The sequence below is a fragment of the Cupriavidus basilensis genome (genome assembly GCF_029335485.1).
GTDB classification, from domain to species: domain Bacteria; phylum Pseudomonadota; class Gammaproteobacteria; order Burkholderiales; family Burkholderiaceae; genus Cupriavidus; species Cupriavidus basilensis_E.
Genome location: NZ_JARJLM010000115.1, coordinates 1 through 25,594, shown reverse-complemented (window position 1 = coordinate 25,594; position 25,594 = coordinate 1). Strand labels below are relative to the sequence as shown.

The 25,594-nt window shown below is 67.2% G+C and carries 21 protein-coding genes and 1 pseudogene; 18 read left to right on the top strand and 4 right to left on the bottom strand.

Annotation, left to right across the window (positions count from 1 at the left end):
• Position 1: 1 nt before the first annotated feature.
• Positions 2–1,106 (bottom strand): peptide chain release factor 2 gene (gene prfB, locus P3W85_RS06605; protein WP_276264188.1). Its coding sequence is split into 2 segments (ribosomal slippage): positions 2–1,024 and positions 1,026–1,106, totalling 1,104 coding nucleotides; the frame shifts between segments, so codons are not numbered across the junction.
• A gap of 255 nt (positions 1,107–1,361) precedes the next feature.
• Between prfB and P3W85_RS06600 the strand changes: the two genes are divergently transcribed.
• A complete protein-coding gene (locus P3W85_RS06600) occupies positions 1,362–2,096 on the top strand; it encodes a peptidoglycan DD-metalloendopeptidase family protein (protein WP_276264187.1) in 735 nt (244 codons plus the stop codon).
• Positions 2,097–2,122: 26 nt separating this feature from the next.
• On the opposite strand, the gene recJ is transcribed toward P3W85_RS06600, so the two are convergent.
• A complete protein-coding gene (gene recJ, locus P3W85_RS06595) occupies positions 2,123–3,820 on the bottom strand; it encodes a single-stranded-DNA-specific exonuclease RecJ (protein WP_276264186.1) in 1,698 nt (565 codons plus the stop codon).
• 36 nt (positions 3,821–3,856) lie between these two features.
• On the bottom strand, positions 3,857–4,978 hold the full coding sequence (locus tag P3W85_RS06590; protein WP_276264185.1) for a hypothetical protein: 1,122 nt from the start codon (positions 4,976–4,978) through the stop codon (positions 3,857–3,859).
• A gap of 149 nt (positions 4,979–5,127) precedes the next feature.
• On the opposite strand from P3W85_RS06590, the gene P3W85_RS06585 reads away from it, so the two are divergent.
• The 6 genes and pseudogenes from P3W85_RS06585 to P3W85_RS45305 all read left to right on the top strand — a co-directional run bounded on the left by P3W85_RS06585 (position 5,128) and on the right by P3W85_RS45305 (position 11,854).
• Positions 5,128–6,378: a lipoprotein-releasing ABC transporter permease subunit gene (locus P3W85_RS06585; RefSeq protein WP_276264184.1), complete on the top strand. Its 1,251-nt coding sequence runs from the start codon at positions 5,128–5,130 to the stop codon at positions 6,376–6,378.
• A gap of 75 nt (positions 6,379–6,453) precedes the next feature.
• A complete protein-coding gene (locus P3W85_RS06580) occupies positions 6,454–7,704 on the top strand; it encodes a lipoprotein-releasing ABC transporter permease subunit (protein ID WP_276264183.1) in 1,251 nt (416 codons plus the stop codon).
• On the top strand, positions 7,697–8,443 hold the full coding sequence (gene lolD / locus P3W85_RS06575; protein ID WP_276264182.1) for a lipoprotein-releasing ABC transporter ATP-binding protein LolD: 747 nt from the start codon (positions 7,697–7,699) through the stop codon (positions 8,441–8,443). Before P3W85_RS06580 ends, lolD begins: the two co-directional genes overlap by 8 nt.
• 32 nt (positions 8,444–8,475) lie before the next feature.
• Positions 8,476–9,366, top strand: a complete 891-nt coding sequence (locus P3W85_RS06570) for a TatD family hydrolase (protein WP_276264181.1) — start codon at positions 8,476–8,478, stop codon at positions 9,364–9,366.
• Between the two features lie 62 nt (positions 9,367–9,428).
• A pseudogene (locus P3W85_RS45310) lies at positions 9,429–10,864 on the top strand (ComEC/Rec2 family competence protein); the annotation flags it as partial.
• A gap of 111 nt (positions 10,865–10,975) precedes the next feature.
• Entirely contained in the window at positions 10,976–11,854 is an 879-nt protein-coding gene (locus tag P3W85_RS45305; RefSeq protein ID WP_430869507.1) for a ComEC/Rec2 family competence protein, read from the top strand.
• Here the strand turns inward: P3W85_RS45305 and P3W85_RS06560 are convergent.
• Positions 11,766–12,704, bottom strand: coding sequence for a MurR/RpiR family transcriptional regulator (locus P3W85_RS06560; protein WP_276264180.1), 939 nt, complete (start codon positions 12,702–12,704; stop codon positions 11,766–11,768). The genes P3W85_RS45305 and P3W85_RS06560 overlap by 89 nt on opposite strands.
• 314 nt (positions 12,705–13,018) lie before the next feature.
• Between P3W85_RS06560 and edd the strand changes: the two genes are divergently transcribed.
• The 11 genes from edd to eno all read left to right on the top strand — a co-directional run.
• Positions 13,019–14,905, top strand: a complete 1,887-nt coding sequence (gene edd, locus P3W85_RS06555; RefSeq protein ID WP_276264179.1) for a phosphogluconate dehydratase — start codon at positions 13,019–13,021, stop codon at positions 14,903–14,905.
• A gap of 185 nt (positions 14,906–15,090) precedes the next feature.
• The gene (locus tag P3W85_RS06550) at positions 15,091–15,600 is read left to right on the top strand and encodes a gluconokinase (RefSeq protein WP_017229819.1); all 510 of its coding nucleotides are present in this window, start codon (positions 15,091–15,093) and stop codon (positions 15,598–15,600) included.
• Positions 15,601–15,883: 283 nt separating this feature from the next.
• Positions 15,884–17,356, top strand: a complete 1,473-nt coding sequence (locus P3W85_RS06545) for a circularly permuted type 2 ATP-grasp protein (protein WP_276264178.1) — start codon at positions 15,884–15,886, stop codon at positions 17,354–17,356.
• A 103-nt stretch (positions 17,357–17,459) separates the two neighbouring features.
• Positions 17,460–18,413, top strand: coding sequence for an alpha-E domain-containing protein (locus P3W85_RS06540; protein WP_017229821.1), 954 nt, complete (start codon positions 17,460–17,462; stop codon positions 18,411–18,413).
• A gap of 47 nt (positions 18,414–18,460) precedes the next feature.
• Positions 18,461–19,285 carry a transglutaminase family protein gene (locus tag P3W85_RS06535; RefSeq protein ID WP_276264177.1) on the top strand — a complete coding sequence of 275 codons (825 nt, stop codon included), beginning with the start codon at positions 18,461–18,463 and terminating at the stop codon, positions 19,283–19,285.
• Positions 19,286–19,415: 130 nt separating this feature from the next.
• The gene (locus P3W85_RS06530) at positions 19,416–20,237 is read left to right on the top strand and encodes a peptidase (protein WP_035816109.1); all 822 of its coding nucleotides are present in this window, start codon (positions 19,416–19,418) and stop codon (positions 20,235–20,237) included.
• A 31-nt stretch (positions 20,238–20,268) separates the two neighbouring features.
• Entirely contained in the window at positions 20,269–21,105 is an 837-nt protein-coding gene (locus P3W85_RS06525) for an alpha/beta fold hydrolase (RefSeq protein WP_276264176.1), read from the top strand.
• A 169-nt stretch (positions 21,106–21,274) separates the two neighbouring features.
• The gene (locus tag P3W85_RS06520; RefSeq protein ID WP_017225198.1) at positions 21,275–22,927 is read left to right on the top strand and encodes a CTP synthase; all 1,653 of its coding nucleotides are present in this window, start codon (positions 21,275–21,277) and stop codon (positions 22,925–22,927) included.
• 31 nt (positions 22,928–22,958) lie between these two features.
• Positions 22,959–23,831 (top strand): 3-deoxy-8-phosphooctulonate synthase, encoded by an 873-nt coding sequence (gene kdsA, locus P3W85_RS06515; protein WP_017225197.1) that lies wholly within the window; start codon positions 22,959–22,961, stop codon positions 23,829–23,831.
• Between the two features lie 90 nt (positions 23,832–23,921).
• Entirely contained in the window at positions 23,922–24,212 is a 291-nt protein-coding gene (locus P3W85_RS06510) for a DUF1330 domain-containing protein (RefSeq protein ID WP_017225196.1), read from the top strand.
• A gap of 101 nt (positions 24,213–24,313) precedes the next feature.
• Positions 24,314–25,594, top strand: a 1,281-nt coding sequence (eno, locus tag P3W85_RS06505; protein ID WP_276264175.1) for a phosphopyruvate hydratase, incomplete at its 3' end; no start/stop codon positions are given.

Below are 25,594 nucleotides of genomic sequence, written 5' to 3'. Positions count from 1 at the left end.
GTTACAGCCCTTGCTTCAGGCTGGCTTCGATGAAGGGATCCAGGTCCCCGTCCAGCACCTTCTGCGTGTTGGACATTTCCACGTTGGTGCGCAGGTCCTTGATGCGGCTCTGGTCCAGCACGTAGGAACGGATCTGGTGGCCCCAGCCCACATCGGTCTTGGACGACTCCAGCTTGTCGGCCTCGGCCTGGCGCTTGCGCATTTCATGCTCGTACAGGCGCGACTTCAGCATCGACATGGCTTCGGCGCGGTTGCGGTGCTGCGAACGGTCGTTCTGGCACTGCACCACGATGCCGGTCGGGGTGTGCGTGATCCGCACGGCCGAATCGGTCTTGTTGATGTGCTGGCCGCCCGCGCCGGAAGCGCGGTAGGTGTCGACGCGCAGGTCCGCCGGATTGACTTCCACCTCGAAGGAATCGTCCACCTCGGGGTAGACGAAGACCGACGAGAACGAGGTGTGGCGGCCGCCCGAGGAGTCGAACGGCGACTTGCGCACCAGGCGGTGCACGCCGGTTTCGGTGCGCAGGTAGCCGAACGCGTACTCGCCCTCGACCTTGATCGTGGCGCTCTTGATGCCCGCTACGTCGCCTTCGGATTCTTCCAGCACCTCGGCCTTGAAACCCTTGCGCTCACAGTACTTCAGGTACTGGCGCAGCAGCATCGAGGCCCAGTCGCAGGCTTCGGTGCCGCCGGCGCCGGCCTGGATGTCGATAAAGGCGTTGGCCTGGTCCATCTCGCCGGCGAACATGCGGCGGAATTCCATGTCGGCGACGATGGCCTCGAAGCCCTGGACGTCGGCCTCGATGGCCTCCATCGTGTCGTCGTCGCCTTCCTCGCGCGCGAGTTCGAACAGCTCCTCGGCGCCGGCGAGGTCATCCGTGAGCTTGCCGAGGACGCCAACCACGCCCTCCAGCATCTTCTTTTCCTTGCCGAGATCCTGGGCCTTCTTGGGGTTGTTCCAGACCTCGGGGTCCTCGAGTTCGCCGTTGACTTCGTCGAGTCTTCCTACTTTGACATCGTAGTCAAAGATACCCCCGTAGATCTTCCGTTCGCGAACGGAGATCGGAGATGGCACCGGAGATGGCGTTGAGGCGTTCTGCTTCCATGATGTTCCTGCGCTTTCAAAACCTTGAATTATAGCGGATCGGGGGACTTTCCCCCCGCCCGCGATGGCACCGATTCCAGGATTTCGAACGGTTCGCCTCGCGAACGGTCTACAGTTGCGGGTGCGCCATGGCAGACTCGCTGGGTCTGCGGCGCCGGATCCGGCCCATGGACCCGGATATAAGGCCTCGGGCATCGGGAAGCAGGCACCAGGAATCAGGCATCAAGATATGCACAGGGAGGGACGATAAGTCAGCATGAAGCAAAGCAATCAAGACACGACCGCCACGCGGCGGCGCGCCCTGGGGCTGCTCGCCGCCTTGGCTGGCGCCATGCTGGCAGCCGGCTGCGGCACCATGGCCAGCGAGCCCGCGCCGGACGGCTACTACCGCGTGCAAAGCGGCGATACCTTGTATACCGTGGCCCGGCGGCACAAGCGCACGGTGCGCGACCTGGTGCGCTGGAACCAGTTGCCCAGCGCGGACCGCATCGAGGTGGGGCAACTGCTGCGGGTCCGCCCGCCGGCCGGCGGGAGCGCCGGTGCCAGCGCTGGTAGCAGTACCGGCAATGGTCCGGTGGCGGTGGGGGACACCCCGAGGGTGGACAACAGCGGTCCGTCCCGGGCCCCCGCCACCAGCATCCGCCTGCAATGGCCGGCCGACGGCCGCGTGACCGCCGGCTACGGGCCGCCCGCCAGCAAGGGGTTGCGCATCAGTACCGCGCCCGGCAGCGCGGTGCGCGCCGCCGCCGCCGGCAAGGCGATCCATGTTGGCAACCTGCGCGGCTACGGCATGCTGGTGATCATCAAGCACGACGACAACTGGCTGACGGTCTACGGCAACCTGGACAAGCCCTCGATCAGCGAGGGCGCGCAGGTGGCCGGCGGGCAGGAAGTCGGCCGCATGGGCACGGCCGACAGCGAGCTGCATTTCGAGGTGCGCAACAATGGCAAGCCGGTGGACCCGGCGGGCCTGCTGCCCGCGCGCGGATAGCGCCCGGGCCAGGCACGGACCCGGCGCTACTGCGCGTGCTCGATCACCATCTGCACGCGGGTGATGCCGTTGAAGGTATTGTTGTCGAGCCGGTAGGCCACCAGCGCGCTGGCGCCCAGCGAGTCGGCATGGTTGAACCAGATTGCGTCGAAGCGCTGGCTGCCGCGTCCCAGCTGCAGCTTGAGGTGCTTGCCCTTGAGCACGCTCTGGCGCAGCACATCGAATTCACCGCAGAAGGTGGGCGCGGGGAAGCCCTGGCCCCACACCTGCTGCTCCAGCAGCGAAACGAATTCGGGGCTGAAGCAGGCGTCCTCGATATCGCCGTCGGTCTCGATCACGCGCGCCAGCTGCTCGTCGTTCAGCCACTCGCGGCCCACGGCCTCGAAGGCTTCCATGAACTGTCCGAAGGTGTCGGCGCGCAGCGTCAGGCCGGCAGCCATGGCGTGGCCGCCGAATTTCACCAGCAGGCCGGGATGGCGCTTGGACACCAGGTCCAGCGCATCGCGCAGGTGGAAGCCCGGGATCGATCGGCCCGAGCCCTTGATCAGTTCATCGTCGCCGGGCGCGAAGGTGATGGTGGGGCGGTGGTATTTTTCCTTCAGGCGCGAGGCCACGATGCCGATCACGCCCTGGTGCCAGGTGTCGTTGAACACCGTGACGGTGAAGCGCGCCGCCGGATCCAGCGCGCCCAGCGGGCCTTCCAGGATCTGCAGTGCTTCCTGCTGCATGCCGGCCTCGATGTCGCGCCGCTCGCGGTTCATGCCGTCGAGCTCCTGGGCGATTTCCCAGGCGCGGTTGGCGTCGTCGGTCAGCAGGCATTCGATGCCGAGCGACATGTCGGCCAGCCGGCCAGCCGCGTTCAGGCGAGGGCCCACGCCGAAGCCGAGGTCGAAGGTATTGGCGCGCGTCGCCTCGCGCCCGGCGGCGCGGAACAGCGCCGCCACGCCGGCGTGCATGCGGCCCGCGCGCATGCGCTTGAGGCCTTGCGCCACCAGGATGCGGTTGTTGCTGTCGAGCTTGACCACGTCCGCCACGGTGCCCAGCGCGACCAGGTCGAGCAGGGTGTCCAGCCGGGGCTGGGTCTGGGCGTCGAACACGCCGCGGCGGCGCAATTCGGCGCGCAGCGCCAGCAGCACGTAGAACATCACGCCCACGCCGGCCAGGTTCTTGCTCGGGAATTCGCAGCCGGGCTGGTTGGGATTGACGATCACCGCCGCGTCGGGCAACTGCTCGCCCGGCAGATGGTGGTCGGTCACCACCACGTCGATGCCGAGCGCATTGGCCGCCGCCACGCCGTCGACGCTGGCGATGCCGTTGTCCACGGTGACGATCACGTCCGGCTGCTGCTGCGCGGCCAGCGCCACGATTTCCGGCGTCAGGCCGTAGCCGTACTCGAAGCGGTTGGGCACGATGTAGTCGATGCGCGCCCCCAGCATGCGCAGGCCGCGCACGCCGACCGCGCAGGCGGTGGCGCCGTCGCAGTCATAGTCGGCCACGATCAGCAGGCGCCGGCCGGCGGCGATGGCGTCGGCAAGGTAGGCGGCGGCATGGTCGATGCCTTTCATGGCGGCCGGCGGCTCCAGGCCCGGCAGGTCGGTGGCGAGCTCGGCCGGCTCGCGCACGCCGCGCGCCGACAGGATGCGCGCCAAGGTGGGATGCAGGCCGGATCCGGCCAGCTTGCCGGCGTGTTCGGAGGAAAAGGAGCGAACGGCGATTCGGGTCATGTAGGGCGGGCGGTGAGGCTGGCGGAAAGCGGGGGGTCAGGCGGCGTAGGCGAGGTCGGACAGCAGTGCGCGCCAGTCGCCGCGTTGTCCCAGGCCACGCCAGAATTTGCGCAGGTCGGCGCGGCGCACGGTGAATTCGGCATGGTGGTGCTCGCCCGCCAGCATCACGGTCAGCGCCTGCAGTTGTCCGGCTTCCAGCGCGGCCAGCGCGGGAGCGAACCACTCGGCGTCGAGCGCGTGCATGCGTTCGATCCACAGGCCCCAGTCTTCGCCGATATACGCTTCGGCCGCATCCTCCAGCAGCACCATGGCGCTGCCGCCGGTGGCCTGCATGTCACCGATGGCGCTGAAGCGGGGCGGCAGGGGCAGGTATGCCGCCCCGCCGGCCAGCGCCAGGCCACGCAGGAAGGCATCATTGGCCAGCACGGTGTCCGCCAGGCGCGGCACCGGCTGCAGTGTCCCGCCCCCGTATAGCCAGACCGAGTTGACGGAGAGCTCCCCGGCTGCCTCCCTGGCCTGGTTGACGGGATGGTCATGCCAGGTCATCTGGATCTCGTTCTGGATCCGGCGCCAGTCGCGGGCGCGTTCGCCAGCCTGCATCCAGATGTCGATATTGCGTCCCGTGGCGCGCAGCGGGCTGGCGGCGACAAGTGGCCCGAACACGGCTTCCGGGATATACCAGCGGGCCGGCGCGGGGGCTTCCAGCATGATGCCGGATTCCTGCAGCAGGCCGGCCACGGCGGCGCGCAAGGCCGCCGCCTCCTCCTCGCGGAGGCCCAGCTGGGCCGGATTCATCAGCACCAGGTGGTCGCGCGCGGCATGGATGTGCACCGGCTGCAGGCAGGCCCAGGCCTGGCCGTCATCCGCGCCGGTGGCATTCATGTCGGCCAGGCGCATGAACGGGGCGCTGGGCAGGCGCGCGGTGTCCAGCCCGGCCCGCCCGGCCAGCCAGCGCTCGTGCGGCAGCGTGCGCAGGAAGGGGTCGTCGTGCCGCTCGCGCGGGCCGGGGCTGGCGCGGGTGAGCAACTTTCCGAGCGCCGGTAACTCCAATTGCCGCAGCAGGGCTTCCAGCATGGCATCGTTGCCACCGCCGTCCGCGTCGATCGCGGCGCCCGGCGGGACGGAAAAGGGCACAATCAGGGTCAGGTGCGTCATCATGGTGCCCGAGATTGTAAACTTCCGGCTGGCGGGCGGCATAAATATCGTCCCCGGCCCGGCCGCGCGAGCGGCGCGGGGCGGCCGGAAGCGGCACAGCAGCGGCGCTGGCGGCGTGATGCCGGCGTTTCTCCTAGACAACAGGAACCCTCTTGAACTTTCCTTACGAATGGCAGATCGGCTGGCGATATACCCGCGCAAGCAAGCGGGCCAGCCGCAACACCTTCATTTCCTTTATCTCGATGATTTCCATGGCCGGCATCGCGCTGGGCGTGGCGGCGCTGATCGTGGTGCTGTCGGTGATGAATGGCTTCCAGAAAGAAGTGCGCGATCGCATGCTGTCGGTGCTGTCGCATATCGAGGTGGTCGGCCCCGGGGCGCTGCCCGACTGGCAGAAGACCGCCGCCGAGGCGATGCGCAACCAGGAAGTGATCGGCGCCGCGCCCTATGTGGCGGCCCAGGCCATGCTGACGCGGGAGGATGCCGTGCGCGGCGTGCTGCTGCGCGGCGTCGAGCCGTCCGAGGAGCCCAAGGTGTCGGATATCGGCAAGCAGTTCCGGTCCGGCGCCATGGAGCGCCTGCTGCCGGGCGAGTTCGGCATCGCGCTGGGCAATGAACTGGCCAACGCCATGGGCGTGCAGGTGGGCGACAAGGTGACCCTGGTGGTGCCGCAGGGCACCATCACCCCGGCCGGGGTGTTGCCGCGCCTCAAGCAGTTCACCGTGATCGGGGTGTTCTCGTCCGGCCACTTCGAGTTCGACAATGCGCTGGCGCTGATCAATATCAAGGACGCGGAGGCCATGTTCCGCCTGACCGGGCCTACCGGCGTGCGTTTGAAGCTGGCAGACATGCAGCGCGCACCGCAGGTGGCCGATGCGCTGGCCGGCACGCTGACCGGCGAGCTCTACCTGCGCGACTGGTCCAAGCAGAACCGCAACTGGTTCGCCGCGGTGCAGACTGAGAAGCGCATGATGTTCATCATCCTGACGCTGATCATCGCGGTGGCCGCCTTCAACCTGGTGTCCACGCTGGTGATGACGGTGACGGACAAGCAGGCCGATATCGCCATCCTGCGCACCATGGGCGCCCAGCCGGGTTCGATCACCAAGATCTTCATCGTGCAGGGCGTGGCCATCGGCTTTATCGGTACGCTGGCGGGTGTCGCCGGCGGCGCCTTGATCGCCTGCAATATCGATGTGATCGTGCCCTTTATCGAGCGGCTGCTGCATGTGCAGTTCCTGCCGCGCGACATCTATTTCATCAGTGAGCTGCCCTCGGATCCCCGCGTGCACGACATCGCCACCATCGGTATCGTCTCCTTCGTGCTGTCCACGCTGGCCACGCTTTACCCAAGCTGGCGTGCCGCCCGCGTCAACCCCGCGGAGGCGCTGCGCTATGAGTGAGACCCTGTTGCGGCCGGCGCTGCGGGCGTGCCGGCCACATGTGGTGGCAATCCTCTCCTGGCGACTGGAGCCATCTTGAACTTCCCCTACGAGTGGCAGATCGGCTGGCGCTACACTCGCGCAGGCAGGCGGGCCAGCCGCAACGCCTTCATTTCCTTTATCTCGATGATTTCCGTGGCCGGCATCGCGCTGGGCGTGGCGGCGCTGATCGTGGTGCTGTCGGTGATGAACGGCTTCCAGAAGGAAGTGCGCGATCGCATGCTGTCGGTGCTGTCGCATATCGAAGTGGTCGGCCCCGGGGCGCTGCCCGACTGGCAGAAGACCGCCGCCGAGGCGATGCGCAACCAGGAGGTGATCGGCGCCGCGCCCTATGTGGCGGCCCAGGCCATGCTGATGCGGGAGGATGTCGTGCGTGGCGTGCTGCTGCGCGGCGTCGAGCCGTCCGAGGAGCCCAAGGTGTCGGATATCGGCAAGCAGTTCCGGTCCGGCGCCATGGAGCGCCTGCTGCCGGGCGAATTCGGCATCGCGCTGGGCAATGAACTGGCCAGCGCCATGGGCGTGCAGGTGGGCGACAAGGTGACCCTGGTGCTGCCGCAGGGCGCCGCCATGGCGGCAGGCTCGACGCCGCAGTTCAAGCAACTCACCGTGGTCGGTGTGTTCTCGGCGGGTCACTTCGAGTTCGACAATACGCTGGCGCTGATCAATATCGAGGACGCGGAGGCCATGTTCCACCTGACCGGGCCCACCGGCGTGCGTTTGAAGCTGGCAGACATGCAGCGCGCGCCGCAGGTGGCCGATGCGCTGGCCGGCACGCTGACCGGCGAGCTCTACCTGCGCGACTGGACCAGGCAGAACCGCAACTGGTTCGCCTCGGTACAGACCCAGAAGCGCATGATGTTCGTCATCCTGACGCTGATCGTCGCGGTGGCCGCCTTCAACCTGGTGTCCACGCTGGTGATGACGGTGACGGACAAGCAGGCCGATATCGCCATCCTGCGCACCATGGGCGCCCAGCCGGGTTCGATCACCAGGATCTTCATCGTGCAGGGCGTGGCCATCGGCTTCATCGGTACGCTGGCCGGCGTCGCCGGCGGTGCGCTGATCGCCTGCAATATCGATGTGATCGTGCCCTTTATCGAGCGGCTGCTGCATGTGCAGTTCCTGCCGCGCGACATCTACTTCATCAGTGAATTACCTTCGGACCCCCGCGTGAACGACATCGCCACCATCAGTATCATCTCTTTCGTGCTGGCCACGCTGGCCACGCTTTACCCAAGCTGGCGCGCCGCCCGCGTCAACCCCGCGGAGGCGCTGCGCTATGAGTGAAGCCCTGTTGCGCGCCGAACCGGCCGGCAGTGCCGCCGACGCACCCGGCAAGGCCGCTGGCACGCCCGTGCTGCTGGCCGAGGGCCTGACCAAGCGCTTCCGGCAAGGCGGGCTTGACGTCACCGTGCTCAAGGGCGTGGACGTGCGGGTGGAAGCGGGCGAGAAGGTCGCCATCGTGGGCGCTTCCGGCTCCGGCAAGAGCACGCTGTTGCACGTGCTGGGCGGACTCGACAACCCGGACAGCGGCCGCGTCGCGTTGCAAGGCAGGCCCTTTACGTCGCTGCGCGAGAGCGAGCGCAATATCGTGCGCAACCGCGAGCTGGGTTTTATCTACCAGTTCCACCACCTGCTGCCCGAATTCACCGCGCTGGACAACGTGGCCATGCCGCTGCGCATCCGTGGGCTGCGTCAGCCCGAGGCGCGCGCGGCGGCGCTGGCGGTACTGGAGCGGGTGGGCCTGGGCGACCGGGCGCAACACCGGCCCGGCGAGCTGTCCGGCGGCGAGCGGCAACGGGTAGCCATCGCCCGCGCGCTGGTCGGCAGTCCGGCCTGCGTGCTGGCCGACGAGCCTACCGGCAACCTGGATGACCACACCGCGGGCGGCGTCTACGACCTGATGCTGGAACTGTCGCGTACGCTTGGCACCAGTTTCGTGATCGTGACCCACGACCTCGACCTGGCCAGCCGTTGCGATCGCGTGCTGCGCCTGCGCGACGGGCATATCCACCAAGAGCGCTGAGGCGCAGCGACGCACAGCCGTACAGGCACGCCATGTGGATCGATACCCATTGCCACCTCGACGCCGGCGAATTCGATGCCGACCGTGATGCCGTGGCCGCTGCGGCGGCCGCGGCCGGCGTCACCGGCATTGTGCTGCCGGCGGTGGCCGTGTCGAATTTTGCCGCGGTGCGCGCGCTGGCGCAGCGGCACGATAGCTGTGTCTACGCGCTGGGCATCCACCCGCTGTGCACGCCAGGCGCCGCCCAGGCCGATCTCGACGCCTTGCGCCGGGAGGTGGCCGCGTCGCTGGGCGATCCGCGCTTTGTCGGTATCGGCGAGATCGGGCTCGATTTCTTCGTGCCCGGGCTTGATGCCGGGCACCAGACCTGGATCTATGCCGAGCAGCTCAGGATTGCCCGTGAGTTCGACTTGCCGGTGCTGCTGCATGTGCGCAAGTCGCAGGACCAGGTTGCGGCGCAGTTGCGCCGCATCGGCGTGCGCCAGGGCATTGCCCATGCCTTCAACGGCAGCGTGCAGCAGGCGCAGGGTTTTATCGACCAGGGCCTCAAGCTGGGTTTCGGCGGCAATCTGACCTTCAGCCGCGCCAGGCAGATCCGGCGCCTGGCGCAGGAGTTGCCGCTCGACGCCATCGTGCTCGAAACCGACGCCCCCGATATCGCGCCCGCGTGGCTGTCCGGCGACCAGTTCGGCGAGCAGCACAAGGCGCGCAATACGCCGGCCGAAGTGGCGGGGGTGGCGAAGGTGCTGGGCGCGTTGCGAGGCCTCGATGCTGGGCCGCTGGCCCAGGCGATGTGGCGCAACTCGGTGGCCGCGCTGCCGCGGCTGGCTGCCTTCGCGGCGACCATGGCGCCATCCGCGCCGCCCGCATCGCGGCTTCCGGCCTCGGCCGAAACAATCCGCAACCTTCCAGTCTCATCCTGACAAGTTTCGCGGCCGGTAACGGCCGTATAAGCAGACGCATACGACTTCCTCCGGGAGCTGGCATGCGTCTGATCCTGCTCGCCTTCGTGGCGGGTTGCTGGTGGCTGCAGCAACAGGGCTCGCTGCCGCGTGGCGGCGTAGCGTGGGGGCTGGCCGCGGCCGGCCTTGCGGCCGCCGTGCTCGCCTTGCGCTGGCGTACGCGCCATCGCAGATGGGCGCGCGCGGCCTTGCTTGCCCTGTCCGTGCTGGCTGGCTTCGGCTGGTCGGCATGGCGTGCGGAGCTCTGGCTGGGCGAGAGCCTGGCGCCGGAGCGCGAAGGCGTCGACCTGGTGCTGAGCGGCGTGGTGGCCGGCCTGCCGGCACAGGCCGGGCGCGGCCAGCGCTTCGCGTTCGCGCTCGATGATGCCGCTTTGCAGCCGGATCCCGATCCGGGTCTGGTGCGCGGTATTCCCTCCCGCATCCTGCTGGGCTGGGACGATGCGCCGGCCGGGCTGCGTCCCGGTGAACGCCACATTTTCTCGTTGCGCCTGCGCCGGCCGCATGGCCTTGCCAATCCCCATGGCTTTGACTACGAGTACTGGCTGATGGCGGCGGGACTCGGCGCCACCGGTCACGTGCGGGATGTCCGGGGCGAGCCGCAGGAGGCGGTCGGCGAACGGATGGCGTGGCGGATCGCGCGATGGCGGGCGCAGGTACGCGACCACATCCTGGGCAGCCTGCCCATGGACGCCCGCTTCGCCCCGGTACTGGCGGCCCTGGTAGTGGGGGACCAGCGCGGCATCCAGGGGCGGGACTGGATCCTGTTCACGCGCACCGGCATCGGTCACCTGATCAGCATCTCGGGGCTGCATATCACCATGATCTCCGGCCTGTTTTCCAGTCTTGCGTTCTGGCTGTGGCGGCATTCCTTCGGCCTCGGCCGGTGGCTGCGGCGGCCCCTTCCGCTATGGTGGCCGGCCCGGCGCGCAGCCTTGGTGGCGGCCGTGCTGGCGGGCCTGGCCTACGGCTTGCTGGCTGGCATGCAGGTGCCGGCGCTGCGCACCGTGTCGATGCTGGCGGTAGCGGCGCTTGCCTTGTGGGGCGGGCGCACGCCGCCGGCTTCGCTGGTGCTGGCGTGGGCCGCGTTCGTGGCGATCGGGCTGGATCCCTGGGCTGTGCTGTCGCCGGGCTTCTGGCTTTCCTTTGGCGCGGTGGGCGTGATCTTCCTGGCCTGCACAACACGCTGGCGCAGGCTGCGCGCACGCAGTGGGCGGTCACCATCGGGCTGGTGCCGTTGACCCTGCTGCTGTTTCAGCAGGTTTCGGTGATTTCGCCGCTGGCCAATGCGGTGGCCATTCCGCTGGTCAGCCTGCTGGTGACGCCGCTGGCCCTGCTGGCGGCGGCCTTGCCCGCGCCGCTGGCCGGCTGGCTGCTGAGTGCCGCCCATGCGCTGCTGCACTGGCTGGTGGCTGGGCTGGAGTGGCTGGCGGCGCCGCCGTGGGCGGTATGGCAGGCGGCGCGCGCGGGTCCGCCGGCGCTGGCGCTGGCCGTGCTCGGCGCGCTGCTGTTGCTGGCGCCGATACGCTGCGGGCTGCGCGCGCGCCTGCACGGCGTGGTGCTGTTGCTGCCGATGGTGGTGGCGGGGCGGCAGCCGGTGGCGCATGGCGAGTTCCGCGCGACCGCGATCGATGTGGGCCAGGGCAATGCCGTGCTGGTGGAGACGCGCTCGCACGTGCTGCTGTACGACGCCGGGCCGACCTACGGCTGGGGCGCGGAGCGGGGCCAGCCGGGCAATAGCGCCGGTGCCCGCGCCATCGTGCCGTACCTGCGCGGCGCGGGCGTGCAGCGGCTGGACCAGATGGTGATCAGCCATGAAGACCCCGACCATGCCGGCGGCGCACGCGATGTGATGGCGGCGCTGACGGTGGATAGCCTGCTGGCGGGCGCTCCGCCCGGGCACCGGCTGCTCGCGCCGCATGCGGGCGCGGCAGCACCGGAGGCGGGGCCTTGCGAGGCCGGGCAGCAATGGGAGTGGGACGGGGTGCGCTTTGCCATGCTGCATCCCTTGCCGGGCTACGCGCACAACGCCGCCATCGACAGCAATGCGCGCAGCTGCGTACTGAGGGTGGAGGGAAGCGGGCGCAGCCTGCTGCTGACCGGCGATATCGGCCGGCGGACCGAGGCTGCCATGCTGGAGCGCCTGCCGCTGCAGGACTTGCGCGCCGACTTCATGCTGGTGCCGCACCACGGCAGCACCACCTCATCGAGCGGATCCTTCCTGGCGGTGGTGGCGCCCGAGCTGGCGCTGTTCCAGCTGGGCTACCGCAACCGCCACGGGTATCCGCGTCCAGAGGTGTGGGATCGCTATGGTTCGTACGGGGTGGCCCGCTATCGCAGCGACGAGACCGGCGCGGTCCAGGTCACGACGCGCGGCGAGTCCTACGCGGTGCAGGCTTACCGCCAGCACGAGCGCCGCTACTGGCGCGCGGCGCCACCGGCGCCTCGCTGAGGTTCGCGGGTTCCGCCTGGGCTATGCGGCGCTCGCGCAGATGCGCCTTGGCCCGCTGCAGGCCGGCGGAAACGATGTCGGCGCGCTCCAGCGCGACGCCGGCCGCGAGCACATCGCCCAGCACCAGGTGGCAGATGCGGGAGGTCATCGGGGTGTACACCTCGCTGTCCTCCTCCACGTCGGAGAACACGCAGACATCGGCCAGCGCGGCCAGCGGCGAGCCGCTGTGGGTCAGCGCCAGCACGCTGGCGCCGCTGGCGCGGGCCAGCGTGGCGGCCGCCAGCATGTCCCAGGTGCGCCCGCTGTTGGAGACCAGCACGGCCACGTCGCCGGGCCCGAGCAGCGCTGCCGACATGCTGAACACATGCGAGTCCGAGTATGCCGTGGTAGGGATGCCGAGGCGGAAGAACTTGTGCTGGATGTCCAGCGCGACGATGCCCGAGTTGCCGCAGCCATAGAACTCGATGCGGTGTGCTGCGGCGAGCAGGCGGATGCCGTGCTCGATCTGGTCTGCCGACAGCGCGTTGCGCACCGTCATCAGGGTCGCGATGGTGCGGTCGAAGACCTTGCCGGCAATGTCGGCGGGACGGTCCTCGGCCTTGACGTCCTGATGGACGAAGGGCGTGCCGCCGCCTACGTTCTGGGCAAACTGGAGCTTGAATTCGCGAAAGCCGTCATAGCCCAGCGCGGCGCAAAAGCGCGCAATGGTGGGCTGCGACACGCCAGCACGCTCAGCCAGTTCGGGCATCGACAGACGGATCACGCTGGCGCCGTGGCGGGCCACGTAATCGGCCAGGCGGCGTTCGGAGGGGCGAAGCGTGTCGTAGACGGCAAGGATTCGGTCGCGCATGGTAGGGGTGGGCTTTGCTGGTGCCAGGGGCGTTCTTTATGCTTCAGGTCATGGCCCCGGCATCTGGAGGTCTGAATGTTCAATGCTATGTAGATATTCTACATAATTCCGGATGGGGTCGGCGCTGACCGGGTGCGCCTTTATTTAGGGATTTCACCTATCCTAGGCATATTTGTTGAATATAAGGCGCTTTGTGATGTGCTGGTACGGTGCTTTTGGAGAAGCTTTGGATATAATGTAGAAAATCTACAGATAAAAGCCGTTCACCAGTACTCCCGGATACGATCCCGAATCACGACCAGGAACTCCCCCGAATGTCACAAGCCCTCCACGCCGAAGTCCAGGCCGTCACCGCGCGCGTGATCGCGCGCAGCCGCGGCAGCCGCGCCGCTTACCTGGCGCGCTGCGAACGTGCCCAGCAAGAGTTGGGTCCCCTGCGCGGGCTGTCCTGCGCCAACCTCGCGCACGGACTGGCCGCGCTGCCGGCGCACGATAAGCTCAAGCTGCGTGTCGAGCATGCTGCCAATCTCGGCATCGTCACCGCCTATAACGACATGCTGTCGGCCCACCAGCCGTACGAACGCTACCCCGGCGTGATCCGCGCGGCCGCGCGTGCGGTTGGCGCGGTGGCGCAGGTGGCCGGCGGCGTACCGGCGATGTGCGACGGCATCACGCAGGGCAATGCCGGCATGGAACTGTCGCTGTTCTCGCGCGACGCCATCGCCATGGCCACGGCGGTCTCGCTGTCGCATAACACCTTCGATGCCGCGCTGATGCTGGGCGTCTGCGACAAGATCGTGCCGGGCCTGCTGATGGGCGCGCTGCAGTTCGGCCATCTTCCTGTGGTGTTCGTGCCGGCGGGGCCGATGTCTACCGGCTTGTCCAACAAGGAAAAGGCGCGCGTGCGCCAGCTTTACGCGACCGGCCAGGTTGGCCGCGAAGCCTTGCTGGAGGCCGAATGCGAGGCTTACCACGGGGCCGGTACCTGCACCTTCTACGGCACCGCCAACAGCAACCAGTTCCTGATGGAAATCATGGGGCTGCACATGCCGGGCGCGGCCTTCGTGCATCCCGACAGCGGCTTGCGCGACGCGCTCACCGCAGCCGCCGCGCAGCGCGCGCTGGCGCTGACCGCGCGCGGTGCCGGCTACCTTCCGCTGGCGCGTATCGTCAACGAGCACGCGGTGGTCAATGCGGTGGTCGGCCTGCTGGCCACCGGCGGTTCGACCAACCACACCATTCACCTGGTGGCGATGGCGCGCGCGGCAGGGATCATCATCGACTGGGATGATTTCGACCGGCTCTCGCGCATCACGCCGCTGCTGGCGCGGGTCTATCCCAACGGTTCGGCCGATGTGAATCATTTCCATGCCGCCGGCGGCGTGGCCTATGTGATTCGCCAGTTGCTCGACGCCGGGCTGTTGCACGAGGATGTGGAAACGGTGGCCGGGCGCGGCCTGGCGCGCTACACGCAGGAGCCGGTGATGATCGACGGCGAACTGCTGTGGCGCGATGGCGCCGCCGTCAGCGGCGATGCGGCGGTCCTGGCCACCGCGGCCGAGCCGTTCTCGGCCGAAGGCGGCTTGCGCTTGCTGCAGGGCAATCTCGGCCGCGGCATGATCAAGGTTTCCGCTGTCGCGCCCGAGCACCGGGTGGTGGAAGCGCCGGCGCGCGTATTCGATTCGCAGGAAGGCCTGCAGGCTGCCTTCGAGGCTGGCGAGCTCGCCGGCGATATGGTCGCGGTGGTGCGCTTCCAGGGGCCTAATGCCAATGGCATGCCCGAGTTGCACCGCCTTACGCCGGTGCTGGGCTCCCTGCTGGATGCCGGCCACAAGGTCGCGCTGGTGACCGACGGGCGCATGTCCGGTGCTTCCGGCAAGGTGCCGGCGGTGATTCATGTGGGCCCGGAAGCACTTGCGGGCGGCCCGCTGGCGCGCGTGCGCGATGGCGACCGCATTCGCGTGGACGCCGTGGCCGGCACCCTCGAATGGCTCGGCGGCGCCGATGGCGAGACCGTGCTGGCGGCGCGCCCCTCGGCGGTACTGGCGGACGACGCTTTCGCCAGCTTCAGCGTCGGCCGCGGCCTGTTCGGCCTGTTCCGGCGCAACGCGCGGATCGCGGAGGAGGGCGGCAGCGCGCTCGACCTGTCCGAGGCCGATGCGCCCGGCGCTGTCCATGCGGGCGCAGCCGTCGCACAATAGGCAGGCGGCGCCTTAGTGTCATTTGTGTTCCCGTGAGCCGACGGCTACGGGGACGACCCCAAGCCGGCGCATGCGCGGCCTATCATGGCCCCATGGCCGGAGCGCTTCCGGAGCCAGCCGGCGGCCGGCGCGGGGACTACCGACAAGGATGGGAAAACCATCCGACCATGATCGTTGGAGCAGACATGATCTACATCCTGATGGGCGTTTCCGGCAGCGGAAAGACCACGGTCGGCCAACTGCTGGCCAAGACCCTGCATTGCGGCTTCCATGACGCCGACGAATTCCACAGCGACGCCAACAAGGCGAAGATGCACAACGGCATTGCGCTGACCGACGAAGACCGCTGGCCCTGGCTCGCGGCCATGCGCGCGGCCATCGACACGGCCCGTGCCGAGGGGCGCACCCATGTGTTCACCTGCTCGGCGCTGCGGCAGGCCTATCGCGACCGCCTGACGCCGCCCGATGGCGGCGTGACCTTTGTCTTCATGAAGGGCGATGCCGCGGTGATCGGCGGCCGCCTGGCCGGGCGCAGCGAGCATTTCTTCAATCCGGCGCTGCTGCAAAGCCAGTTCGATACGCTCGAGGAGCCGTGCGACGCGCTGGTGCTCGACATCCGCCAGACGCCGGAAGCGCTGGTGCAGCGTATCCTGGCCGAGGTGCCTGCCGGGGCAGGCGCGGCGGTAGCGCGCTAAAGCGCTGCCGGCGGCGCCGGCAGCGGGTCGATAGCCGGCTACGGGAGGGGCTGGCAGATATCTTGCTTAATCCATCTTCGATGGCGCGAACGTCCGCTGCTTGCGGCTTTCGCGGCCATAGGTATCCTATAGGGACAGCACTTCGAATATGACGAGACGGTTCGCGGCGATGCCGCCGGACCTCGGGTGATGATCTCAAGGTGCTGTGCCGGGAAATAGAAGCCAATCAAAACGGGGTTGCCGGTAGTTTGGGCGGCGCCCGAATCATGGAGGAACGGCCATCATGGCGGCGCGGTTTTTCGACGAGATGCTCGATTGGCAAGATGGCGTGGCAGCAGCGATCCACGCGGGGCAGTCCCTGCCGGCAGGCGCGGTGCGGGGGCACTACAAGCATTTCGCAGACTGGTTGGCACGACAGTCCGAAGGCACCATGGGCAACAAGCGCGCGGAGGCGGACCTGATCTTCCGGCGCGTGGGCATCACCTTCGCCGTGTACGGCGACAAGGATGAGTCCAACAGCGGCACCGAGCGGACCATCCCGTTCGACGTGATTCCCCGTATCTTTCCCGCCAGCGAGTGGGCCACGCTGGAGCGCGGGCTGCGTCAGCGGGTAGCGGCGCTGAATCGCTTTATCCACGATATCTACCACGGCCAGGACATCATCCGCGCCGGCGTGATCCCGCCCGACCAGATCTACAACAACGCGCAGTACCGGCCCGAGATGCTGGGCATCGACGTACCGCGCGATATCTACGCGCACATCGCCGGCATCGACGTGGTGCGCGCGGGCGAGGGCGAGTTCTACGTGCTGGAAGACAACCTGCGCGTACCCTCCGGTGTCTCCTACATGCTGGAGAACCGCAAGATGATGATGCGCCTGTTCCCGGACCTGTTCGCGCGCAACCGCGTGGCGCCGGTGGCGCACTATCCGGACCTGCTGCTCGACATGCTGCGCGGGGTCTCGCCGCAGAACATCGCCGATCCCACCGTGGTGGTGCTGACGCCCGGCATGTACAACTCCGCCTACTTCGAACACGCCTTCCTGGCCCAGCAGATGGGCGTGGAACTGGTCGAGGGCAGCGACCTGTTCGTGCAGGACGATCATCTCTACATGCGCACCACGCAAGGCCCGCAGCGCATCGACGTGATCTATCGCCGGGTCGACGACGACTTCCTCGACCCGCTGGTGTTCCGGCCCGATTCCGCGCTGGGCGCGGCCGGGCTGCTGTCGGTCTATCGCGCCGGCAACGTCAATATCTGCAATGCCATCGGCACCGGCGTGGCCGACGACAAGTCGATCTATCCCTATGTGCCGGACATGATCCGCTTCTACCTCGGCGAAGACGCGATCCTGAACAACGTGCCGACCTATATGTGCCGCCGCCCCGACGACCTGCAGTACGTGCTCGACCACATGGACGAACTGGTGGTGAAGGAAACCCATGGCGCCGGCGGCTACGGCATGCTGGTGGGGCCGGCCGCCACGCGCGCGGAGATCGATACCTTCCGCGAGGTCGTGCGCGCGCGTCCGGAGCAATATATCGCGCAGCCCACACTGGCGCTGTCGACCTGCCCGACCTATGTGGAGTCGGGCATCGCGCCGCGCCACATCGACCTGCGGCCGTTCGTGCTGTCGGGCAAGGACGTGCGCATGGTGCCCGGCGGCCTGACCCGGGTGGCGCTGCGGGAGGGCTCGCTGGTGGTCAACTCCTCGCAGGGCGGGGGCACCAAGGACACCTGGGTGCTGGAGCGCTGACACGCGGCTGCGCGTGCACACGCGAGACTAGTTTGGGGATCCGCGCCGGCCGCCGCCATGCCGGCGGCGCGCGGGCGCACAGCGCAACACGAGGGGACTGACCATGCTTAGCCGCACCGCCGACCACCTGTTCTGGATGGCGCGCTATACCGAGCGCGCGGAGAACACCGCGCGCATGCTGGATGTGAATTACCAGACTTCGCTGCTGCCGCAATCGGCGGAAGTGGCGGAGCAGGGCTGGTGGGCCATGCTCGACATCTCCGAGCTGACCAGCGTGTTCGACCACAAGTACGGCCTGCTCACGCGCGACGACGTGATCGACTTCATGGTGCGCGACATGACCAATGTGTCGTCGATCATGAGCTGCCTGCGCGCGGCGCGCGAGAACGCGCGGGCGGTGCGCGGCTCGCTGACCACCGAGGTGTGGGAGACCATCAACACCACCTGGCTGGACGTGCAGCGCATGATTGCCGACGGCGTGCTGCGCGAGGATCCGTCGCAGTTCTTCGAATGGGTCAAGTTCCGCTCGCACCTGGCGCGTGGCGTGCAGTTCGGCACCATGCTCAAGGACGATGCCTTCCACTTCATGCGGCTGGGGACCTTCCTGGAGCGCGCCGACAATACCGCGCGGATACTCGACGTGAAGTTCCAGGCCAGCAGCGTGGACGACAGCGACCCCAACCGCGACGCCAACGATTTCTATCACTGGGCGGCGGTGCTGCGCTCGGTGTCGGGCTTCGAGGTCTACCGCAAGATCTACCGTACGGTGATCACGCCGGAGCGGGTGGCGGAGCTGCTGGTGCTGCGCCCGGACATGCCGCGCTCGCTGGTGGCCAGCATGGACGAAGTGGTGGCGATCCTGGCGCTGGTGGCCAACCAGCATTCGTCGGAGACCGAGCGGCAGGCTGGTAAACTCCACGCCGATTTGAAATATGCGCGCATCGACGACATTTTCGCCGTCGGCCTGCACGCTTACCTGACCAGTTTCCTGGAGCGCATCGGCGACCTCGGCAATGGCATCAGCCGGGACTTCCTCGTGCCGCTGGTGACTGCCTGACCCACCTAGTGTCTGGAGTGGGGTGGTCGTGACGGCCTCGCCACATCGTGAAATACAAGATCCATCACAAGACCGTCTACCGTTATGCCGAACCGCTCCTGCGCAGCGTGCACGAACTGCGGCTCGCGCCGCGCTCCGGCCCGCTGCAGGCTGTGCGGGAGTGGCAGCTGACGGTGCCTGGCAACCTTTCCGAGGCGCGTGACGGTTTCGGCAATATCGTCCATAGCTTTACCGTGGCGGGGCCCGCGCATACGCTGGTGATCGATGCCGCCGGCGTGGTGGAGGTGACGCCGCCCGGCGGCGCGCACGCGCCGGTGTTCTGCGACGCGCCGCCTGCGGGGGAGACCCGGGTGTCGCCGCTGTACTATCTCGGCGGCACGCCGCTGACGATGCCGGTGCCGGAAATGATCCGTTTCGCCGCGCCCTACCTGGCGGCGGGACATGAGGTGCCGGCGCTGTTGGCGCTGGCCGGCGGGATTGCCGGGCGGGTGCGCTACAAGGCCGATAGCACTGATGTGGGTACTTCTGCCGGCGAAGCGTTTGCGCTGGGCAGCGGGGTCTGCCAGGACCAGGCGCAGGTGATGGTGGCGTGTTGCCGTGCCCTTGGCATACCGGCGCGCTATGTCAGCGGCTATTTCTACGACCCGGCGGCGTCGGCACTGGCCAGCCATGCCTGGGCCGATGTCTGCGTGGATGTGGGCAAGGAGCTATGGTGCAGCATCGATGTGACCCACCGCTGCCTGAGCGATGCGCGCCATGTGCGGCTGGCGGTGGGGCGCGACTACCGCATGGCCGCACCGGTGCGCGGCGTGCGCGAGGGCGGCAGCGGCGAGCGGCTGGCCGTCGAGATCGCCATTGCACCATGGGTGTAGGCCGAGTGGTGCGCGATGCACTGAAACGGAGCGCGGCCCGGTGCTCCGGTCGTATCGGAGGGGCGCTAGAATGTGGCCTGGTCCCGTGCGGTGCGCCGGGCGCGATCGCGCACCATAACAAGACAAGATCATGACGTATTGTGTAGCCATGCGGCTGGATGCCGGCCTGGTGTTCCTCTCCGACTCCCGCACCAATGCCGGGGTCGACGCGATTTCGACCGCACGCAAGATGACCGTGTTCGAGGAGCCCGGCGATCGCGTCATGGTGTTGCTGAGCGCCGGTAACCTGGCGATCAGCCAGTCGGTGCGCCAGATCCTGGCCGAAGGCCGCGACGAGAAGCGTTCCTTGTGGACTGCCCGCGACATGTTCGAGGCGGCTTCCATCGTCGGCGATGCGGTGCGCCAGGTACACAAGCACGATGCCCATGCCCTGCGCGAGGCTGGCATCGAGTTCAATGTAAGCCTGATTTTCGGCGGCCAGATCCATGGCGAGCGGGCGCGGCTGTTCCATGTGTATGCGGCGGGCAATTTCGTCGAGGCCACGCCCGAGAATTGCTACTTCCAGATCGGCGAGGCCAAGTACGGCAAGCCCATCATCGATCGCCTGGTCGAGCCGTCGCTGCCGCTGGGCGAGGCGGCCAAGTGCGCGCTGGTGTCGATGGATTCCACGCTCAAGTCGAATATCTCGGTGGGCCTGCCGCTGGACCTGCTGGTCTACGAGACCGATTCGCTGCGCGTGACCCGTTTTGTCAGCATCGACGAGAAGAACGCCTATTTCCGCATGATCCGCGACACCTGGGGCCACCGGCTGCGGCAGGTGTTCGGCGAGATCAACGATCCCGAGTGGGATGCTGCGGCGCCGGCTGAATTCCCGCTGGCGCGCCAGAACGAAAATGACCGCTGGGGCCAGCCCGTGCGCGCCAGTCGCGAACGCGCGGCCACGCGCGACTGACGGCCGGCCAACGGCCCGCCACAACCCACCGATGCGCGACATCCTGCATTTTTCGCATGCCAACGGCTTTCCGGTCAGTACCTACCGCAAGCTCTTTGCCCTGCTCGAAGACGACTTCGAGATCCGCGCCGTGGACCGCTACGGCCACGACCCGAAATTCCCGGTCACGCGCGAGTGGCCGCACCTGGTCGATGAGTTGCTGGCCTCGCTGGAGCGGAATTACCGCGAGCCGGTCTGGCTGGTAGGGCATTCGCTAGGTGGCTTCCTGTCGCTGATGGCGGCGCTGCAGCGCCCGCAATGGGTGCGCGGCGTGGTGATGCTCGACTCGCCCGTGATCGCCGGCTGGCGTGCCGCCCTGCTCAAGGCCGGGCAGCGCTTTGGCCTGGACGAGCGGCCGGGGCCGGCGGCGGTGACGCGGCGGCGGCGCACCCATTGGCCGGACGCGGAGGCGGTCTGGCAGCATTTCCGTGCCAAGCCCGTGTTCGCGGCGTGGGACGAGGAAGTGCTGCGCGACTATGCCATGCACGGCACCGAGCCCACCGGCAACGATGCGGAACGCCGCCTGCGTTTCGAGCGGGAAATCGAATACAGGATCTATCGCACGCTGCCCACCAGCCTGGGCTCGCGCGTGGCCCGCGGAGCGCCGGTGCCGGTCGGCTTTGTCGCCGGCACGCGTTCGCGGGAAGTCCGGCAATGCGGGCTGGGCGCCACGCGCAAGCTGGTGGGCGAGCGGCTGCGCTTCATAGAAGGTGGGCATCTCTATCCAATGGAGCGCCCCGGGCAGACCGCCACGCTGATCGGCGAGCTGATCGATGCCATGCGGACGGATTTGCCTGCGGCCCGGAATGGGTCTACGGTAATCGCATGAGTCCGCGCCGCAGCGGCGGCGGAGCGTTCTCCGGCGGGACGCGGCAGGGTGCGCCTGCGAAGCGGCGGATGCGCCTCAACGGTGCACGGCAATGCTGCTTGTCACAAATGCGGCGGTGCAGCAGCCGGGGTCTCATGTATAATCCCGATTTCCCCGGCAAGCTCGGTTTATGACCAAATTCGTCTTCGTCACCGGTGGCGTCGTCTCTTCTCTCGGCAAGGGCATCGCTGCTGCTTCGCTCGCGGCCATTCTCGAGTCGCGCGGCCTCAAAGTCACCCTCCTCAAGCTCGATCCCTACATCAACGTCGATCCCGGCACGATGAGCCCCTTCCAGCATGGCGAAGTGTTCGTCACGGAAGACGGCGCGGAAACCGACCTCGATCTCGGCCACTACGAGCGTTTCGTCTCGGCCAAGATGCGCAAGTCGAACAACTTCACCACGGGCCAGATCTACGAGTCGGTGATCCGCAAGGAACGCCGCGGCGAGTACCTCGGCAAGACCGTGCAGGTGATTCCGCACATCACCAACGAGATCCAGGCCTTCATCGAGCGAGGCGCGGCTGCGTCGCACGGTGGCAAGGCCGACGTCGCCCTGGTGGAGATCGGTGGCACGGTCGGCGATATCGAATCGCTGCCCTTCCTGGAAGCCGCGCGCCAGATGAGCCTGCGCATGGGTCGCAACCACGCCGCCTTCGTGCACCTGACGCTGGTGCCGTTCATTGCCAGCGCCGGCGAGCTGAAGACCAAGCCGACCCAGCATTCGGTGCAGAAGCTGCGTGAAATCGGCATTTCGCCGACCGCGCTGCTGTGCCGCGCCGACCGCCCGATCCCGGACGACGAGCGTGCCAAGATTTCGCTGTTCGCCAATATCCCGCAGGAAGCCGTGATCTCGGTGTGGGACGTCGACAGCATCTACAAGATTCCGCAGATGCTCAACGAGCAAGGCCTCGACCGCCTGATCTGCGAGGAACTGCGTATCGATCCGAAGCCGGCCGATCTCTCCATGTGGCAGCGCCTGGTCAATGCCCAGGAAAATCCGCAGCACGAGATCACCATCGGCATGGTCGGCAAGTATGTCGACCTGACCGAGTCGTACAAGTCGCTGATCGAAGCGCTGCGCCACGCCGGCATGCACACCGCCACCCGCGTGAACATCGAGTACATCGATTCGGAAGAACTCGAATCCGGCCACCTCGAAGTGCTCAAGCCGCTGGACGCCATCCTGGTGCCGGGCGGCTTCGGCAAGCGCGGCACGGAAGGCAAGATCCGCGCGATCCAATATGCGCGCGAGAACAAGGTGCCGTACCTGGGCATCTGCCTGGGCATGCAGCTGGCGGTGATCGAGTTTGCCCGCCACGTGGCGGCCATGGCCGATGCCAACTCGACCGAGTTCAACCTCGAAACCGAGCATCCGGTGGTCGCGCTGATCACCGAATGGGTCGACCGCGAAGGCAAGGTGGAGCAGCGCTCCGCCGATTCCGACCTGGGCGGCACCATGCGCCTTGGCGCGCAGCGCGTGCCGGTGAAGGCGGGGACCAAGGCTGGCCAGATCTATGGCGCGGAAGTCAACGAACGCCATCGTCACCGCTACGAAGTCAACAACCACTATGTGCCGACGCTGGAAAAGGCGGGCATGGTGATTTCGGCGCGTACCCCGACCGAAGACCTGCCCGAGATGATGGAGCTGCCGGAAAGCATGCACCCGTGGTTCGTGGGCGTGCAGTTCCACCCGGAATTCACCTCCACCCCGCGCGACGGCCATCCGCTGTTCAAGGCCTACGTGGAAGCGGCGCTGGCCAGCCAGCAGCGCAAGGCGGGCTAAGGCCCCCGGCACCGCAAGCAGGAGACTAGTGATGAAACTCTGTGGATTTGACGTCGGCCTGGACCGGCCGTTCTTCCTGATCGCCGGTCCGTGCGTGATCGAGTCCGAGCAGATGGCGCTGGATACCGCCGGCGAGCTCAAGGCGATCACGGGTGAGCTCGGTATCCCGTTTATCTACAAGTCCTCGTTCGACAAGGCCAACCGCTCGTCGGGCAGGACCTTCCGCGGGCTGGGCATGGAGAAAGGGCTCGAGATCCTCGCGACCGTCAAGCGCGAGATCGGCGTGCCGGTGCTGACCGACATCCACGAGATCGACGAAGTCAAACCGGTGGCAGCGGTGGTCGACGTGCTGCAGACGCCGGCCTTCCTGTGCCGGCAGACCGATTTCATCCGCGCCTGCGCGCAGAGCGGCCGCCCCGTCAACATCAAGAAGGGGCAGTTCCTCGCGCCGCACGACATGAAGAACGTCATCGACAAGGCACGCGATGCCGCGCGCGAGGCGGGGCTGCCGGAAGACAGCTTCATGGCTTGCGAGCGCGGTGTATCCTTCGGTTACAACAACCTGGTCTCCGACATGCGCTCGCTCGCGATCATGCGCGAGACCGGAGCGCCGGTGGTATTCGACGCCACACACTCGGTGCAGTTGCCGGGCGGCCAGGGCACCAGCTCCGGCGGCCAGCGCGAGTTCGTGCCGGTGCTGTCGCGCGCCGCCGTTGCGACCGGTGTGGCGGGCCTGTTCATGGAAACCCATCCGGACCCGAGCAAGGCCATGTCCGACGGCCCCAACGCGGTGCCGCTGTCGCGCATGAAGGAATTGCTGACGGTGCTCAAGGAACTCGACACGCTGGTCAAGCGCTCGGGTTTCCTTGAAGACAATTTCAGCTGGCCGGCGGGCTGCGCCTGAGCGCGCGGTGCCGTTGCCGTCATGGCCGTCATCAGGCGGCCATGATCAGCCAGATAGAATCGACATCATAAGATCATACGGAGATACGCCATGGCCAGCGGCTATATCATTGCCCACGTCGATGTCACCGATCCCCTGCAGTACGAAGAATACAAGGTGCTCTCCAGCCATGCCATGAAGGTGCATGGCGCCGAGGTACTGGTGCGTGGCGGCAAGACCGGGAAGCTCGAGGGCGATTGGGCTCCCACGCGCGTGGTAGTGCTGAAGTTTCCCAGCTATGAGGCGGCGAAGTCGTTTCACGATAGCGAGGAATACCGCGCCGCGCGCAAGTCCCGCGAGCACGCCGCGCGCATGAGCATGATCGTGGTCGAGGGCGTTTAAGCGCTCCCGCACATCGTGTCGCAGTCGTCGTTGTCCAGGGCCTGGCGCCCGTGCAGTACGCAATTACCAAGCATCAACAGTCCAAGATCCAAGAGGAATCCATGAGTGCAATCGTAGATATCATCGGTCGCGAAGTTCTCGACTCGCGCGGTAACCCGACGGTCGAGTGCGACGTCCTGCTCGAATCCGGCGTGATGGGCCGTGCGGCTGTGCCGTCGGGCGCGTCCACCGGTTCGCGCGAAGCCATCGAGCTGCGCGACGGCGACAAGTCGCGCTATCTTGGCAAGGGCGTGCTGAAGGCGGTCGAGCATATCAACACCGAAATCTCGGAAGCCATCATGGGCCTGGACGCCTCGGAGCAGGCGTTCCTGGACCGCACCCTGATCGACCTCGACGGCACCGATAACAAGGGCCGCCTTGGCGCCAACGCCATGCTGGCCGTGTCGATGGCCGTGGCCAAGGCCGCCGCCGAGGAAGCCGGCCTGCCGCTGTACCGCTACTTCGGCGGTTCGGGCGCGATGCAGATGCCGGTGCCGATGATGAACATCGTCAACGGGGGCGCGCACGCCAACAACAGCCTGGACATCCAGGAATTCATGATCATGCCGGTGTCGCAGACGAGCTTCCGCGAAGCCCTGCGTTGCGGCGCCGAAGTGTTCCACGCGCTCAAGAAGATCCTGGCCGACAAGGGCATGTCCACGGCGGTCGGCGATGAAGGCGGCTTCGCGCCGAACTTCGCTTCGAACGAAGAGTGCCTGAACACCATCGTGCAAGCCATCGAGAAGGCCGGCTACCGTGCCGGCGAAGACGTGCTGCTGGCGCTGGACTGCGCTGCCAGCGAGTTCTACCACGAAGGCGAAGGCCAGTATCAGCTCGAAGGCGAAGGCCTGAAGCTGACCGCGACGCAATTCGCGGACTACCTGGCCAACCTGTGCGACAAGTTCCCGATCGTGTCGATCGAGGACGCCATGGCGGAAGGCGACTGGGACGGCTGGAAGGTGCTGACCGACAAGCTGGGCAAGCGCGTGCAGCTGGTGGGCGACGACCTGTTCGTCACCAACACCAAGATCCTGAAGGAAGGCATCGAGCGCGGCATCGGCAATTCGATCCTGATCAAGATCAACCAGATCGGCACCCTGACCGAAACGTTTGCCGCCATCGAAATGGCCAAGCGCGCCGGCTACACTGCAGTGATTTCGCACCGTTCGGGCGAAACCGAAGACAGCACCATCGCCGACATCGCGGTGGGCACCAACGCCGGCCAGATCAAGACCGGCTCGCTATCGCGCTCGGACCGCATCTCGAAGTACAACCAGCTGCTGCGCATCGAGGAAGATCTCGGTGATATCGCCAGCTACCCGGGCAAGAGCGCGTTCTACAAT